Origin of the sequence: Xenorhabdus thailandensis (assembly GCF_037996785.1) — a bacterium.
In the GTDB taxonomy this organism is placed as follows: domain Bacteria; phylum Pseudomonadota; class Gammaproteobacteria; order Enterobacterales; family Enterobacteriaceae; genus Xenorhabdus; species Xenorhabdus griffiniae.
In genome coordinates, this window is record NZ_JBBMXF010000007.1 from 720,455 (window position 1) to 735,956 (window position 15,502).

General features: G+C 43.5%; 17 protein-coding genes. 10 read left to right on the forward strand and 7 right to left on the reverse strand.

The features are described 5' to 3' along the window. The first annotated feature begins 7 nt into the window (after nt 1-7). Nucleotides 8-892, forward strand: coding sequence for a 3-hydroxy-5-phosphonooxypentane-2,4-dione thiolase (gene lsrF, locus AAC853_RS05915; RefSeq protein ID WP_340613961.1), 885 nt, complete (start codon nt 8-10; stop codon nt 890-892). Nucleotide 893: 1 nt separating this feature from the next. Next, a complete protein-coding gene (gene lsrG / locus AAC853_RS05920; protein WP_338884108.1) occupies nt 894-1,193 on the forward strand; it encodes a (4S)-4-hydroxy-5-phosphonooxypentane-2,3-dione isomerase in 300 nt (99 codons plus the stop codon). A 57-nt stretch (nt 1,194-1,250) separates the two neighbouring features. On the opposite strand, the gene mobB is transcribed toward lsrG, so the two are convergent. Together mobB and mobA are read right to left on the reverse strand one after the other, a co-directional pair. Next, nucleotides 1,251-1,775 (reverse strand): molybdopterin-guanine dinucleotide biosynthesis protein MobB, encoded by a 525-nt coding sequence (gene mobB, locus AAC853_RS05925; RefSeq protein WP_340613962.1) that lies wholly within the window; start codon nt 1,773-1,775, stop codon nt 1,251-1,253. Next, nucleotides 1,772-2,374 carry a molybdenum cofactor guanylyltransferase MobA gene (mobA, locus tag AAC853_RS05930; RefSeq protein ID WP_340613963.1) on the reverse strand — a complete coding sequence of 201 codons (603 nt, stop codon included), beginning with the start codon at nt 2,372-2,374 and terminating at the stop codon, nt 1,772-1,774. The genes mobB and mobA overlap by 4 nt, the downstream gene beginning before the upstream one ends. Nucleotides 2,375-2,561: 187 nt before the next feature. On the opposite strand from mobA, the gene AAC853_RS05935 reads away from it, so the two are divergent. The 5 genes from AAC853_RS05935 to spfP all read left to right on the forward strand — a co-directional run bounded on the left by AAC853_RS05935 (nt 2,562) and on the right by spfP (nt 8,068). Next, nucleotides 2,562-2,831: a YihD family protein gene (locus AAC853_RS05935; RefSeq protein ID WP_273557540.1), complete on the forward strand. Its 270-nt coding sequence runs from the start codon at nt 2,562-2,564 to the stop codon at nt 2,829-2,831. Nucleotides 2,832-2,852: 21 nt separating this feature from the next. Beyond that, the gene (locus AAC853_RS05940) at nt 2,853-3,839 is read left to right on the forward strand and encodes a serine/threonine protein kinase (RefSeq protein ID WP_338885506.1); all 987 of its coding nucleotides are present in this window, start codon (nt 2,853-2,855) and stop codon (nt 3,837-3,839) included. A gap of 17 nt (nt 3,840-3,856) precedes the next feature. Beyond that, nucleotides 3,857-4,480 carry a thiol:disulfide interchange protein DsbA gene (gene dsbA, locus AAC853_RS05945; RefSeq protein ID WP_273557541.1) on the forward strand — a complete coding sequence of 208 codons (624 nt, stop codon included), beginning with the start codon at nt 3,857-3,859 and terminating at the stop codon, nt 4,478-4,480. Between the two features lie 418 nt (nt 4,481-4,898). Next, nucleotides 4,899-7,691 carry a DNA polymerase I gene (polA, locus tag AAC853_RS05950; protein WP_340613964.1) on the forward strand — a complete coding sequence of 931 codons (2,793 nt, stop codon included), beginning with the start codon at nt 4,899-4,901 and terminating at the stop codon, nt 7,689-7,691. 329 nt (nt 7,692-8,020) lie between these two features. Further along, nucleotides 8,021-8,068: a small protein SpfP gene (gene spfP / locus AAC853_RS17960; protein WP_438361642.1), complete on the forward strand. Its 48-nt coding sequence runs from the start codon at nt 8,021-8,023 to the stop codon at nt 8,066-8,068. 76 nt (nt 8,069-8,144) lie between these two features. Here spfP and yihA read toward each other — a convergent pair whose 3' ends face one another. Continuing rightward, nucleotides 8,145-8,768 (reverse strand): ribosome biogenesis GTP-binding protein YihA/YsxC, encoded by a 624-nt coding sequence (yihA, locus tag AAC853_RS05955; protein WP_340613965.1) that lies wholly within the window; start codon nt 8,766-8,768, stop codon nt 8,145-8,147. A 605-nt stretch (nt 8,769-9,373) separates the two neighbouring features. Here yihA and ppiA point away from each other — a divergent pair. Further along, nucleotides 9,374-9,940 carry a peptidylprolyl isomerase A gene (ppiA, locus tag AAC853_RS05960; RefSeq protein ID WP_273557548.1) on the forward strand — a complete coding sequence of 189 codons (567 nt, stop codon included), beginning with the start codon at nt 9,374-9,376 and terminating at the stop codon, nt 9,938-9,940. A 384-nt stretch (nt 9,941-10,324) separates the two neighbouring features. Beyond that, nucleotides 10,325-10,900, forward strand: coding sequence for an aminodeoxychorismate synthase component II (locus tag AAC853_RS05965; RefSeq protein WP_338884115.1), 576 nt, complete (start codon nt 10,325-10,327; stop codon nt 10,898-10,900). Nucleotides 10,901-10,927: 27 nt separating this feature from the next. Here the strand turns inward: AAC853_RS05965 and AAC853_RS05970 are convergent, their stop codons facing one another. Further along, on the reverse strand, nt 10,928-11,689 hold the full coding sequence (locus AAC853_RS05970; RefSeq protein ID WP_340613576.1) for an IS5 family transposase: 762 nt from the start codon (nt 11,687-11,689) through the stop codon (nt 10,928-10,930). Between the two features lie 214 nt (nt 11,690-11,903). On the opposite strand from AAC853_RS05970, the gene AAC853_RS05975 reads away from it, so the two are divergent. After that, a complete protein-coding gene (locus tag AAC853_RS05975) occupies nt 11,904-13,121 on the forward strand; it encodes an aspartate aminotransferase family protein (protein ID WP_340613966.1) in 1,218 nt (405 codons plus the stop codon). Nucleotides 13,122-13,181: 60 nt separating this feature from the next. On the opposite strand, the gene crp is transcribed toward AAC853_RS05975, so the two are convergent. From crp to AAC853_RS05990, 3 genes are all read right to left on the reverse strand, one after another. Beyond that, a complete protein-coding gene (gene crp / locus AAC853_RS05980; protein WP_004240730.1) occupies nt 13,182-13,814 on the reverse strand; it encodes a cAMP-activated global transcriptional regulator CRP in 633 nt (210 codons plus the stop codon). Nucleotides 13,815-14,237: 423 nt separating this feature from the next. Beyond that, nucleotides 14,238-15,107 carry a phosphoribulokinase gene (locus AAC853_RS05985; protein ID WP_338884119.1) on the reverse strand — a complete coding sequence of 290 codons (870 nt, stop codon included), beginning with the start codon at nt 15,105-15,107 and terminating at the stop codon, nt 14,238-14,240. A gap of 67 nt (nt 15,108-15,174) precedes the next feature. Further along, a complete protein-coding gene (locus AAC853_RS05990) occupies nt 15,175-15,393 on the reverse strand; it encodes a YheU family protein (protein WP_340613967.1) in 219 nt (72 codons plus the stop codon). Nucleotides 15,394-15,502: the final 109 nt, after the last annotated feature.

Genomic DNA, 15,502 nt, shown 5'->3' on the forward strand with positions numbered 1-15,502 from the left:
GGGAGAAATGGCAGATTTAGATGATATCAAAGATGGTAAAGATTTTGGCATTAATACACCGCAACAGAACACGCTATTTGAACTGAAAGGCTGTGGTGCACTGGATTGGGGGATGCAGTCCCGTTTGTCACGGATTTTCAATCCTGCCACCCATAAAACGGTGATGCTGGCATTTGACCACGGTTATTTTCAGGGCCCAACGACAGGTTTGGAACGTATTGATATCAATATCGCCCCGTTGTTTGAATACACCGATGTGTTGATGTGTACCCGCGGTATCCTGCGCAGTCAGGTTCCCCCGGCAACCAATAAACCTGTAGTCCTGCGTGCGTCTGGGGCTAACTCTATTCTGACTGAGCTCTCCAATGAAGCTGTTGCGGTAGCGATGGAAGATGCACTGCGTCTCAATGTCTGTGCGGTTGCAGCACAGGTCTATATCGGTTCAGAACACGAACACCAATCTATCAAGAACATTATCAAGCTGGTGGATCAGGGAACACGCTATGGTATGCCAACAATGGCGGTAACAGGTGTTGGTAAAGAGATGGCGCGTGACCAACGTTACTTTTCGTTAGCGACTCGCATTGCAGCCGAAATGGGGGCAAACATCATCAAAACCTATTATGTTGATAGCGGTTTTGAGCGGGTTGTGGCGGGCTGTCCTGTGCCGATTGTGATTGCAGGTGGTAAGAAACTGCCGGAACTGGACGCGTTAAATATGTGCTATCAGGCGATTGATCAGGGGGCATCGGGTGTGGATATGGGACGTAATATCTTCCAGTCGGAAGCCCCTGTTGCGATGCTGAAAGCTGTGCAGGCCGTGGTGCATCACAATGAGAAACCTGCTCAGGCTTATGAGTTTTTCCTGAGTGAAAAAGCCAAGGGAGAATAATATGCACGTTACATTAGTGGAAATTAATGTTAAAGCCGACAAGATAGACGAATTTATTGAAGTATTTCGGGATAATCACCTTGGCTCTGTTAAAGAGCCAGGTAATTTACGGTTCGATGTATTGCGTGATGAGAATATCCCAACCCGCTTTTATATCTATGAAGCCTACGCTGACGAAGCGGCAGTTGCGGCACATAAGAAAACGCCTCATTACCTGCGCTGTGTCGAAAAGTTGGCAGCATTGATGACTGAACCTCGCAAAAAAACGACTTTTATTGGTTTGATGCCGGAAAGGAACTAAGGCAAAAGCGAATAACAGCTCGAATGACAGGAAATATTCTTATTGTTATAACCACTGTTATTGATGTAACCATTTGGTAATAAATGCCGCCACTTGTTCCGGTCGATTGATATCAAGCTGTGGAAGGGGAGTTGCCAGCGCAATATCGCTGGCAATTGCTATTACATAGGGATCGAGAAGCTCATCAACGGTGTGGTTGAGGCCATCTCGATAAAGAGCGATTTTGGGGATGGGTTCATGTTTGAATCCTTCAACCAAAATCAGATCCGACAAATTTGCATCAAATCGGCTGGCAAGATAGTCAAGATCCAGTTCCGGCAATTCTGGCGTTTCAGTCATCAAAGCCCAGCGTTGCTGGCTGGCAACCAACGTTTGTGCAGCCCCCGCTTTGCGTAGCTCGTAACTATCCTTGCCTGGCTTATCGACATCCATATTGTGGTGAGTATGCTTAATCAGCCCAACGCGGATATGTTGCTGGCGTAACAGTGGAATGACTTGCTTCAATAGCGTCGTTTTTCCGGTTCCACTATAAGCCGTGATACCCAAAATCGGCAGTTTTATGTCGTTGAGGCGGTGGTTCATGCCGTCTCCTGAAGGTGTTCCCAATGATGGTATTCCCAGTGATGGCATTCTTCAGGGGTATTTAAGTTGGTGAATGCATTGGGATTGGGAAAATAGACCGCCTTTGCCTTAATCATTTGCATAAAGAACATCAGCTTTCTGTCCCCCAAAGCGAGATAGCTTTCCAGACGAGGGATGAGATTGCGGTGCATTAATACCAAGGTCGGGTGCGTGCGTTCGCAATCATGTGCATAAGCAGCCCAAGCGTCTTGTTTGTAGTGCCACAGTTTTTCGACCAGGTTTTCAGGAAAATTGGGGACATCGCAAGGGACAAATACCACCCACTCGTGGATAGCGTTTTTTAAAACCGCCAACATACCTGCCAATGGCCCGGAAAAATCGGCAATGATATCCGGTATGATGGGATAGCCACTTTGATGATAAATCTCCAGATTGCGATTGGCATTAATCAACAATTCATGAACCTGTGGCTGCAATCTTGTGGCAATGTGCTGGTATAGTGGTGCATTGTTAAATTGCAGCAATCCTTTGTCGTTTCCCCCCATGCGGGTGGATAATCCCCCAGCCAGAATTGCGCCACTGATTTTTAGATGCGTCATGTTAAACCACCTGATATTGGGCAATGAAATATTTAATGTTTGGTATACCCTTTGTCTTTCAATTGTGAATCAATATCTAACCATGCTGCTTGAGGTGGCAGTATAACTTTACGCTGATTGACAGACCAATGCTTTCTCAAAGTCATTAACCCTGCTAATTTGTATCGTGATTTATAAGGAACTAAAAATGAAGCATTACCGCCTCAATGAAGTCATCGAACTTTTACATCCAGTATGGAAGAATGAGCCGGATTTAAATCTGCTGGCGCTTTTGCAAAAACTGGCTGATGAAGCGGGATTCACAGGACAGTTGTCTGAATTAACGGATGATATTTTGATTTATCACCTGAAAATGCGCGGCATGGATAGCCATGCAGAAATCCCTGGCGTGAAAAAAGATTATGAAGAAGATTTTAAAACGGCGTTGTTGCGTGCCCGGGGCATTATTAAAGATTGATGAAGAGAGAACTGTGTTGTGATGGAATCGAAGGCTTTTAATTTTCAAAATATTACACCAGATTTAATCATGGATGCATTGGGGCAATCTGGCCTGTACCTTGATTCAGGTCTAACCGAACTGAATAGCTATGAAAATCGGGTGTATCAGTTCATGGATGAAAACCGTAAACGCTATGTTGTGAAATTTTATCGTCCCCTGCGCTGGAGTCAGCAGCAAATTCAGGAGGAACATGATCTTGCACATGAATTGCAGCAGGCCGATTTGCCCGTGGCCGCACCGTTGATATTTGATGGGCAGACGGTGCTGAATTATGGTGGTTTCTTTTTTGCCATTTTTCCCAGTGTGGGAGGGCGTCAGTATGAGTCAGATAGTTTTGACCAACTAGAAGATGTTGGGCGATTACTGGGAAGAATGCATCAAATTGGGGCAAAAAAAACATTTTCTGCTCGTCCTACACTTAACTTGAATGAATATTTATATCAGCCGTATCAATGTTTGGCTGAATGTGAACTCATTCCCACGAGTCATAAACAGGATTTTTTGGTTGCATTAAATGAATTGAATCAGGCAGTCGCAAGCCAATGGCATGATAACTGGCAAGTATTGCGGCTGCATGGGGATTGCCATGCTGGTAATATCTTGTGGCGTAATGAAGCGTGGTTTGTGGATCTTGATGATGCTCGCAATGGCCCTGCTATTCAGGATTTGTGGATGTTGCTGAGTGGATCACGGCAAGAACGGTTGATCCAGTTGGATATCTTGCTTGAGTCATATGGTCAATTTATGGCATTTGATCCCAAGACCTTGGCATTAATAGAGCCTCTGCGTGCGATGCGAATAGTCTATTATTTAGCTTGGGTTGCTCGTCGCTGGCAAGATCCGGCTTTTCCCAAAGCGTTTCCGTGGATGGCTGATAGTGATTTTTGGCATAAGCAAGTGAGTCTTTTTTCTGAACAAGTCCGGCTGTTACAAGAGCCACCTTTACAGCTCAACCCGATGTATTAATTTTTTTGGAGACCATTATGAAGAAATTTTGGCTAGCACTGGTGGGAGCGTTTATGGCATTTAATGCATCAGCTTCTGGTTTTTCCGAAGGCAAACAGTATACCGAGTTAAAAAATCCGGTTGCGAATCAGCCCCAGGTGGTGGAGTTTTTCTCTTTTTATTGTCCTCACTGCTATCAGTTTGAACATATTTATCATGTTCCTACTACTGTTGAGAAAAATTTGCCAGCAGGTGTGACCCATGAACGTTACCATGTGGATTTTCTTGGGCCTTTGGGAAAAGCATTGACTGATGCCTGGGCTGTCGCCATTGTGATGAAGATTGAAGATAAAGTCACCCCTATTTTGTTTGATGGCATTCAGAAAAGCCAAACCATCATTAGCAAGGAAGATATCCGCAATGCTTTCATCAAAGCGGGAGTGTCTGGTGAAGAATACGATGCAGCCCTGAACAGCTTTATCGTGCAGTCGGTGGCCGCTAAAGAGCGTCAGGCGGCCCAGGATTTCAATTTGCGCGGTGTTCCGGCGATCTTTGTTAATGGCAAGTACTTGATTAACAATGGTGGAATTGATACTCGTTCAGCTTTGGATTACTCACAGAAATTCTCTGATGTTGTGAACTATCTGGTGAACAAAAAATAAGTTGCCAGAGGGTGGCGTAACGAAACAAAAACGCTAGTATTAATATAAAATGATATAGGTATTGTGTCGGCTATGAGAAAGTTGGCACAATACTTGCCAAAAAACACCTTTCATAACATAAATTCCGGTAATATCCACAAGTCAGTGATTTTAAAGCGGTTGTAATATTTATTTAATGTTCCGTGTAATTCATTGATTTTTCATCTTCTGTTTTCCACTCTTTGTGATAATAAACATCAATCTGTTTTATATGTCATTTTTTTGTGCACAAAGTTATCCACAGAGTACTTATCAGAATATTTGTCATAAAATGCAAGTTAGTACGAGAAAATTCCCGCAAAATTCGTCTATAACGGCACAATATGGCATTCTATTCTTTATTCATCAATCCATCCCACAGAACGACAAAGAAAATTTTATGGCACAGATAGCAGACAATCCCCTGATTTTGGTTGATGGTTCTTCATACCTTTATCGTGCATACCATGCGTTTCCTCCACTGACAAACAGTTCGGGAGAGCCGACTGGCGCCATGTATGGCGTTCTGAATATGCTGCGAAGTTTGATCATGCAGTACAAACCCAGTCATGTGGCGGTTGTGTTTGATGCCAAAGGCAAAACGTTCCGTGATGAGCTATTTGCTGAATACAAATCCCATCGGCCGCCTATGCCAGATGATTTGCGCTTGCAGATTGAACCGCTGCACAAAATGGTCAAGGCTATGGGACTGCCAATTCTGGTTGTGACAGGCGTTGAAGCTGATGATGTCATCGGTACATTAGCGTTGCAGGCTGCAAAAGAGGGCCGTTCGGTGCTCATTAGTACTGGTGATAAGGATATGGCTCAATTGGTGACGCCAAATATCACACTGATTAACACGATGACCAATACTATTTTGGGGCCAGAAGAGGTTAAGGAAAAATATGGCATTCCCCCTGAACTGATGATCGATTTTCTCGCCTTAATGGGGGATTCTTCCGATAATATTCCGGGGGTGCCGGGAGTGGGTGAAAAAACCGCTCTGGGACTATTGCAGGGTATTGGCGGATTGGATGAGATCTATGCCCGGCTTGATGATATTGCCACACTTGGTTTCCGTGGAGCCAAAACTCTGGGTGGTAAAATGGAACAATATAAAGAAGTGGCTTATCTTTCCTACCAATTGGCGACAATCAAAACTGACGTTGAGTTGGATAAGACCTGTTTAGAGCTTTCTGTTATGCCACCGGATACGGAGGCGTTACTGGCACTGTTTAGTCATTATGAATTCAAACGGTGGATCAGTGACGTGCAGAATGGCAGTTGGCTGGAAGGCAATGGAAAAAAACCTGCCTCAGCCAACGCTAAGTCAGAACCAGTGGCTGTTGTACCAGCTGGCGCTAAAATTTCACCGGAAAACTATCAAACTATCCTTGAACGCCAATCCCTTGATCAGTGGATTGAAAAGCTGAAACAGGCTCCGGCGTTCTCTTTTGATACTGAAACCGACAGTCTTGACACCTTAACAGCTAACCTGGTGGGGATGTCCTTTGCCATTGCCGTGGGGGAATCAGAAGTTGAAGCCGCTTATCTGCCATTGGGACACGATTATCTGGATGCGCCACAGCAATTGGAGCTGCATGAAGTGCTCGCCACCTTAAAACCGCTGCTGGAGGATGTTAATCTGCCTAAAATTGGTCAAAACCTGAAATTTGATCGTGGGGTTTTGGCACGTTATGACATTGCTTTAAATGGCATTGTTTTCGATACCATGCTGGAATCGTATGTTTTGAACAGCGTAGCAGGGCGGCATGATATGGATAGCCTTGCTGATCGTCATCTGGGTTATAAGACCACCACATTTGAAGAAATTGCCGGCAAGGGTAAAAAGCAACTCACCTTCAATCAAATCCCATTGGAGGAGGCCGCAAAATATGCAGCGGAAGATGCGGATGTGACTCTTAGGCTACATCAGGTCATGTATCCCCAGTTAGAAAATGTTCCAACTCTGCAAAAAGTTTTCCAGAAGATCGAAATGCCGCTGGTGCCGGTGCTATCCCGTATGGAGAGAACAGGGGTGTTGATCAACGCCCAAACATTGGCAGAACATTCAAGAGAAATCACGGCGCGTTTGGATGAGTTGGAAAAATCCGCTTATGAATTAGCAGGGGAAGAATTCAATCTGTCGTCACCAAAGCAGCTACAAGTCATCTTATTTGAAAAAATGAACTTGCCTGTCTTGAAAAAAACGCCAACTGGTGCGCCATCAACGAATGAAGAAGTGCTGGAGGAGTTGGCAGAACACCATGAATTGGCAAGGGTGATTTTGGAACATCGTGGCCTGGCAAAATTGAAAACCACTTATACTGATAAATTGCCTCAGATGGTGCACCCACTGACGAATCGAGTTCATACCTCTTATCATCAGGCGGTAACGGCGACGGGACGTCTCTCTTCCCGTGATCCAAATTTGCAAAACATCCCTGTTCGCAATGGTGAAGGGCGTCGCATCCGTCAGGCATTTGTTGCACCAGAAGGTTATCGCATTATGGCGGCGGACTATTCACAGATTGAATTGCGCATTATGGCGCATTTGTCACAGGACAAAGGCCTGTTGGAAGCATTTGCCCAAGGTAAGGACATCCACCGTGCGACGGCTGCGGAAGTGTTTGGTGTTCCATTGGAGCAAGTGACTAGCGAGCAGCGTCGCAGTGCTAAAGCGATTAACTTTGGCCTGATTTACGGCATGAGTTCGTTTGGTCTGTCCCGCCAGTTAGGCATTCCGCGTGGTGAAGCACAGCGCTATATGGATCTCTATTTTGAACGTTATCCAGGGGTGTTGGCTTATATGGAACGTACACGGGCGCAGGCGGCTGATCATGGATTTGTCGAAACGCTGGAAGGCCGTCGGTTATACCTGCCGGATATCAAATCGCGTAATGCCATGCGCCGCAAGGCGTCAGAGCGTGAAGCTATCAATGCACCGATGCAGGGAACGGCAGCGGATATCATCAAATTGGCTATGATTGCGGTAGATAACTGGATTGTCAGTGAACAGCCAAATGTGCGCATGATCATGCAGGTTCACGATGAATTGGTATTTGAAGTCCATGAATCAGAGCTGGAAACCGCAGGACAGAAAATCAGGGAGCTGATGGAACAAAGTATGCAGCTTGCTGTGCCGTTAAAAGTGGATGTTGGGATTGGTGATAATTGGGATCAGGCACATTGATGTACCGTTTATTTTAGAAGCTGAAAAAGAGCCGCAAAAATGCGGTTCTTTTTTATTGAATGATTTTTATGAAAATGCAGCTTATTTAATGAACTAAAATGATTTCAATTACGCCGTGAAGGGGCGTGTGACAAGAATTTCAGTTAGGTTTTAGATTAGATCTAGATCTCACAATTATGTAATTAAACTACATTAATGGTGTCATAATAACCTGATTTGCTTAAATGTTAACAGCTGAATCGAGGTAATTGGTGAAAATTAATTACAAAAAAGTCTTTTTTTGATTAAAAGAATAGGTTAAAGTTATCGGCGTAGGGTACAGAGGTAAGATGTTCTATCTTTCAGACCTTTTACTTCACGTAATCGGATTTAGCTGAATATTAGCTGCCCCAGTCATCTCTTTTGACTGGGGCGTTTTTTTATACCCGATTTATGGCAGGGAAGAGTTCGGAGTTATTCCGCTTCAAGGGCAGGTTGATTGAACCAAAGGTTGAGTTTTTGCTCTAGTTTATCGATGCCGATTTTTTTCAAGGCGGAGAAGTATTCAATCTGAATATCACCACCCAAAGAGGTCAATTCCTGACGAACTTTTGCCAATTGGCTTTTACGGGCACCGGAAGCCAGTTTGTCGGCTTTAGTTAGCAATACCATGACGGGGACTTGCGTCACGACCGCCCATTCAATCATTTGCCTATCCAGATCTTTCAGCGGATGGCGGATATCCATCAAAACCACCAGCCCTAACAGGCATTCGCGCTTCTGGAGATACTCTCCCAACGCCTTCTGCCATTTACGTTTCATCTCTTCTGGGACTTCAGCGTAACCATAGCCTGGCAAGTCGACCAGACGGACCCCTTCTTCTACTTCGAACAGGTTAATTAATTGGGTACGGCCAGGGGTTTTACTGGTTCGTGCAAGGCTTTTTTGGCGGGTCAGCGCATTCAGGGCGCTGGATTTACCCGCATTTGACCTACCGGCAAACGCGACCTCAATGCCCACATCTTGAGGCAGGTGGCGAATGTCAGGTGCACTCGTAATAAAGTGGGTCATATGATAGTTGTAGTTTTTGATGGTCAAAATGGTTATCTCCCTGAGGAATACACAAAAATAGCCCGGTGATTATACCGAGAGCAACCGCTTGTGGACAGGCGTAACTTGATGAGTCTGCTCAACCTATTAATTCAGGTGACTGCTTCCTCTAATGCATTGGGTCAATGAGTTAAGTTGTGGACATATGCCCCATCGTTTTGTGCTTCAAATTTGAGCTTGAAAATGTTCTGAACACCGTATTTTTTTGAAAAATCCACAATAGATTCTTTTTATGAATAATCCGCAAAATCAATACTTTTTCGGGGTTCAATCTTGCTTTATAGTTCATAGTAGTGACTACTTTGGAAAAAATATCTGAAGGCATAGTTTAAGAAACTGAGCTTACAGATTTTGAATTATTCTGATCATACTGTCGAGTGTTCATCAATCTTCAACTTTTATGCTTTGACATGGGGAAGCGTATTAATATGGGGTTATTCTCAAAATAACGCCTGTTTAAGTATGTGAATATAAAAGTTATATAACTCGTAAATGTAGGTAAATCTTTGGAACTTCACTCCATAGGGAATTACACTTAATGAGTTTTGTTGTTATGAGTTTTATTGTTGACCTCAAAAATAAAGGAATCATCAATGTTTAAACGTATTTTTGTGTCGCTTATGACTGCATGTGCTATCAGTGCGATAGCTGTCCCAGCATTAGCCGCTGAAACTCACGTGAAGCTGGTAACATCGGCTGGAGAAATCGAACTTGAGTTAGATAGCAATAAGGCACCAATGACTACCAAGAATTTCGTTGAGTATGTCAATGAGGGATTTTATAACAACACTATTTTTCATCGTGTTATCCCAGGCTTTATGATCCAGGGCGGTGGCTTTACAAAGGATATGAAACAAAAAGCGACCAAAGAGCCAATCAAAAATGAAGCAGATAACGGTCTGCGGAATCTGCGGGGTACTATTGCTATGGCACGTACCGCAGATAAGGACAGCGCAACCAGTCAGTTTTTTATTAACGTGACCGATAATGCTTTTCTTGACCACGGGCAGCGTGATTTCGGTTATGCAGTCTTTGGCAAAGTCGTCAAAGGCATGGATGTAGTTGATAAAATTTCTCAAGTCAAAACAGAAAATGTTGGCCCTTACCAAAATGTACCGGTAAAACCTATTGTGATCTTGTCTGCCAAGGTTGAACCTTAACAGCCCGAACCGACATATTACGCGTTATCTTTCAAGTTGCTCATTATAAGACAACATAACTCATTGTTTCTCCCCGCGAAGCGGGGAGAAACAATGAGTATCTTGAAAGGTGATTGGTATAATACGGTATTCGGATAATCATAACTGGTTGTTTGAGTACCGTTTACATTCCCCCTTCTCTCTGCCATTTCTACGTTGTTACATCATGTTGCATTATGGTAATGCGGTCGCCGTACCACTATTTTAAAAGTGCTTCTGTGGTATGATTAGTTCCCCATTGTTGTTAATACTGCTTTACCTGATTTTACTGTTATACAGAATGCATAATACCCCAACGGGGTAGGGCAACTTATAAGACTATAATAATCAGTAGGATATACTCCTATGTTACTAATAATAGATAACTACGATTCTTTTACATTTAATTTATACCAATATTTTTGTGAGTTAGGGACAGAGGTTTTAGTTAAGCGTAATGATGAAATTCAGCTTGAAGATATCGAAGATTTGGCACCTACTCATTTAGTCATTTCTCCGGGGCCTTGCACGCCGAATGAAGCAGGGATCTCGTTGGAAGCGATTTCACATTTTGCAGGGAAATTGCCCATTCTGGGAGTGTGTCTGGGGCATCAGGCAATAGGTCAGGCTTTTGGTGCCAAGGTTGTGAAAGCTCATGAAGTGATGCATGGAAAAACCAGTCTGATCCACCATATCCAGCAAGGGGTATTCAAAGGATTAGATCGTCCATTGACGGTCACGCGTTATCACTCTCTGGTCATTGCCGCAGAGACGCTGCCGGCTTCATTTGAAGTGACGGCCTGGAGTCAGCATAATGGCGACGTAGATGAAATCATGGGAATACGTCACCGTACTTTGCCACTGGAAGGGGTGCAATTTCATCCAGAAAGCATTCTTAGTGAGCAGGGACATGAATTGTTGAATAATTTCCTCAAATATTAGGGGCTGTTGACGTTTTGAGTTCACCATTTACTCAACCCACATCGGTAACCATATAATGACAAACGCCAGTGCCAACATACTGGCGTAATTTCGCGCCAATTTATCGTATCTTGTCGCAATAGCTCGAAAATGTTTTATTCTGGCAAACGCATTTTCGACCAAATGCCGATAACAGTATAAATCTTCATCAATACTTTTATCGGGTTTTCGGCTATTTTTTCGATAGGGAATGACCGTTTTTGAACCTTGTTTTTCAACGAAATCTCTGAAAGTACCGCTATCGTAACCTTTATCCGCGATCACAAAATCGGATGCGGGTGAATGGGTGACCAAACTTTCTGCATGTACAATGTCGTGCGTTTGACCCCCTGACAGCTCAAAATGGACAGGCAAACCATAACTGTCTACGGCCAAATGAATTTTAGTCGAACGTCCACCTCGACTTTTACCAATGGCTTCATCTTCTGTTGAAGTTGCCCCTGAGCTATGTTGATGAGCGCGGATAATACTCCCATCAATGAATAACCATTCGGTGTCTGTATTTTCAGATAACAATTTGAATAATAATTCAAAAACACCTTTCTTTGACCAGGCGTTAAAGCGCTTAAAAAGCGTATTCCATTTGCCAAATTCATCGGGTAAATCCCGCCACGGACATCCCGTTCTCATTCGATAAAGGATCCCTTCGAAAGTCAGGTAATGCGCGTCTTTGTGGTAAATACATCCATGTTGTTGCATTAATACAGCTAGCGTATTCCATAAAGATTTTGATAACATTGTTCTTGGCATGATGAGCTGGGGTAATGGTTTTTTCGCGAAGACAATGATACCAGATCATCATGCTGTTCAAACTTCCCTCCACGAAACGTCAACACGCCCTAGTCAGATACCCCCATACCCCTCATTCTGTTGTTTTTTTATTTGTCATTAATTGATTTTTTATTCATATTTTATGATTATTATTTCATTTCGAAATGGCAGATATAAAAATAAGGTGAGGGAAATGGTAGAAAATAAAGCAACAAACCGAAATACCTATGATCAAGTGATGTTGCCTATTTATGCGCCGGCGAATTTTATTCCTGTCAGAGGGCAAGGAAGTCGAATATGGGATCAACAGGGTAAAGAATACATTGATTTTGCTGGGGGGATTGCTGTTCTGGCTTTGGGACACTGTCATCCGGTTTTGGTGAACGCCCTGAAACAGCAAGGTGAAAAATTGTGGCATATCAGCAATGTTTTTACCAATGAACCCGCCTTAACCTTAGCGCAAAAGTTGATTGATGCGACTTTTGCCCAAAAAGTCTTTTTCGCTAATTCGGGAGCTGAAGCCAATGAAGCGGCATTTAAATTGGCGCGTCGTTATGCGATTACCCGCTATCATCCGAATAAAACCAAAATCATTGCATTCCATCAGGCGTTTCATGGTCGTACCTTTTTCACGGTTTCGGTAGGAGGACAGCCGAAATATGCCGAAGGATTTGGACCTAAGCCTGCTGATATTGTTCACGTGCCTTTTAACGATTTGGATGCCGTCAGGGCGGAAATCGATGATCACACTTGTGCTGTTGTTTTGGAGCCAATTCAGGGAGAAGGGGGAGTGACTCCTGCGACGATGGCGTTTCTGCATGGGGTGCGGGAATTGTGTGATAAACACCAGGCTTTGTTGGTCTTTGATGAAGTCCAGAGTGGAATAGGGCGCACGGGTCAGTTATATGCTTACCAGCATTATGGCGTACAGCCGGATATCCTGACGACGGCAAAAGCGCTGGGGGGCGGTTTTCCCATCAGTGCAATGTTAACGACAGATACAATCGCGGCGGCAATGGAAACGGGCGCCCATGGAACGACTTATGGTGGAAACCCATTGGCTTGTCGTATCGGTTGTGTCGTACTGGATATTATCAATACGCCAGAAGTGCTGATGGGCGTGGAGAAACGGCACGACATGTTCATTCGTGCTTTGGAAAAGATAAACCAAAAATATGGTATCTTTCAGGAAATTCGAGGAAAAGGCTTGCTTATTGGGGCCGTATTGAAAACTGAATATCAGGGTAAGGCTAAAGAAATATTGCAGCAGGCGGCGGAACTGGGATTGATGTTATTAAGTGCAGGAGACAGCATCTTGCGCTTTACACCATCACTGATCATTCCTGAAGAAGAAATCACGGAGGGTATGGTGCGGTTGGAAATGGCGATATCTCGCTGGTTAAATAAATAGCAGTAAAAAGCCAGTGCGAAGTAACGGATTGCACTGGCTGAGTTTCTGGTTTATAGGAAATTAACGTGTCCCATAAACGACGATGGTTTTGCCATGTGCAGAGATCAGGTTTTGATCTTCCAGCATTTTCAGAATACGCCCAACCGTTTCACGGGAACAACCCACAATCTGCCCAATTTCCTGACGTGTGATTTTGATTTGCATACCATCAGGGTGAGTCATTGCATCAGGTTGTTTGGCCAAATTGAGCAATGTCTGGGCGATACGGCCTGTAACGTCCAGAAAGGCTAAGTTACCTACTTTCTCAGAAGTGGTTTGTAGGCGACTAGCCATCTGAGCAGATAAACGCATCAGAATATCAGGATTGACCTGAATTAACTGGCGAAATTTTTTATAGGAAATTTCAGCCACCTCACAGGCACTTTTGGCTCGTACCCATGCCGTACGTTCTTGCCCCTCTTCAAACAATCCAAGTTCACCAATGAAATCCCCTTGATTTAAATAAGAGAGAATCATTTCCTTACCTTCTTCATCTTTTATTAGAACAGCAACGGAACCTTTAACAATGTAGTAAAGCGTTTCTGCTTTCTCACCTTGATGAATAAGCGTGCTCTTGGATGGATATTTGTGAATATGGCAGTGTGACAAAAACCATTCAAGAGTAGGGTCTGTTTGTGGCTTGCCGAGAACCATTCGCTTTATCCTCTGTTGTTATTTCTGCCTTTATGATGTGAGAAACTGTTGTTCCTCTTCAGGCTGGCTTTATAAAGTCAATAGCTTAACATATTAACCTGCTAAAAACTGACAAGTGGGAATTTTATATGGATTATAAAGATGCCAAGATTTGGGCATATTGATTTTAACCCACACAAACTTGCATCCACACTTGTAACCTTGTTTGTAACACAGGAAAGCGTTTATGTCTTCTCCTGTATCGCTTCAGCATATTGAACTGGCTGCCAGATTACCAGAAATCAGGCTGAAGAGTTGGTTTTATTGATTTTACATTTATAAAAGGAAAAAAATTTTGTCATAAAAAATGGCCTATTTATTTAAATAAAACAGGTAACATTATTTTTGTTACCTGCCTTATCGAAAAATTAAATAAGGATTAAATTACGAGATTTTTTTGCCTTCCAGTAATTGTTTAACAAGCGGTGCCATAATTAATTCCATTGCCAGCCCCATTTTTCCACCGGGAACAACGATAGTATTTATGCTGGAAATGAATGAACCCTGAAGCATAGCGAGTAAATAAGGAAAATCGATTTGAGTGAGGCCACGGAAACGGATCACGATAAAACTTTCATCCAGAGAGGGGATCGCTTTGGCAGAAAAGGGGTTGGAGGTATCAACGGTAGGGACACGTTGGAAATTGATATGGGTACGTGAAAACTGAGGGGTGATGTAGCGGATATAGTCATCCATTGAGCGAACAACGGAATCCATAACCGCTTCTCTGGAATGCCCTCGCTCACCTGTATCACGGATGAGTTTTTGTATCCATTCTAAGTTGACGATCGGTACAACACCAATCAGCAGATCAACATGACTGGCGACATTGTGTTGTGGCGTGACAACACCACCGTGCAGTCCTTCATAAAATAGGACATCCGTATTTAATGGCAGGGGTTCCCACGGTGTGAAAGTACCTGGTGATTGGTTATAGGGGACGGCTTCATCATAGGTATGAAGATATTTTCGACCGCGGCCATTGCCCGTTTCCCCATATTCAAGGAATGTTTTTTCCAACATACCGAAATCATTGGCTTCTGGCCCAAAATAGCTGATATGTCTGCCTTGTTCTCTTGCTTTCCGTATCTCGGCATCCATTTCAGGACGAGTATAACGATGGAAACTATCCCCTTCTATCAGTGCAGCTGTTACGTCAAATTGCTGGAAAATCTTGCGAAAGGCGATACTGGTAGTGGTTGTTCCTGCTCCACTGGAGCCAGTGATTGCAATAACGGGGTGTTTGGCAGACATGAACAGACTCCTTAAATCAATAAAATTGGTGAATCAGTCAATTAGAATGAATCAAACAAGCTGAGTTTTACGGGCGGAACATCTCTTTAGGCAAGATATTAACGGTTCCATGTAGTTCAGACCATACTAACAGAACTTCACCTCGTTCAAGTTGGCGTTTGACGTCTTGCACTTTTTGCTTGAGCGTTTTTTCCTGTTCGCCGTAATCAGTACCTTCCCGCAGGACAAAACTTTCAATCAAGTTGTGGAGTGTATCGGCTTCCAATTGTTGCCACGGGATAATCATTGTGATTGCTCCTGAAAATACTGTAATTCATCATCGGGTAAACTTAGCTGTTGCCAATGGAGTTGTAGTCTGGGATTCATAATGAATTGATTTCATGATTAGTTATCTT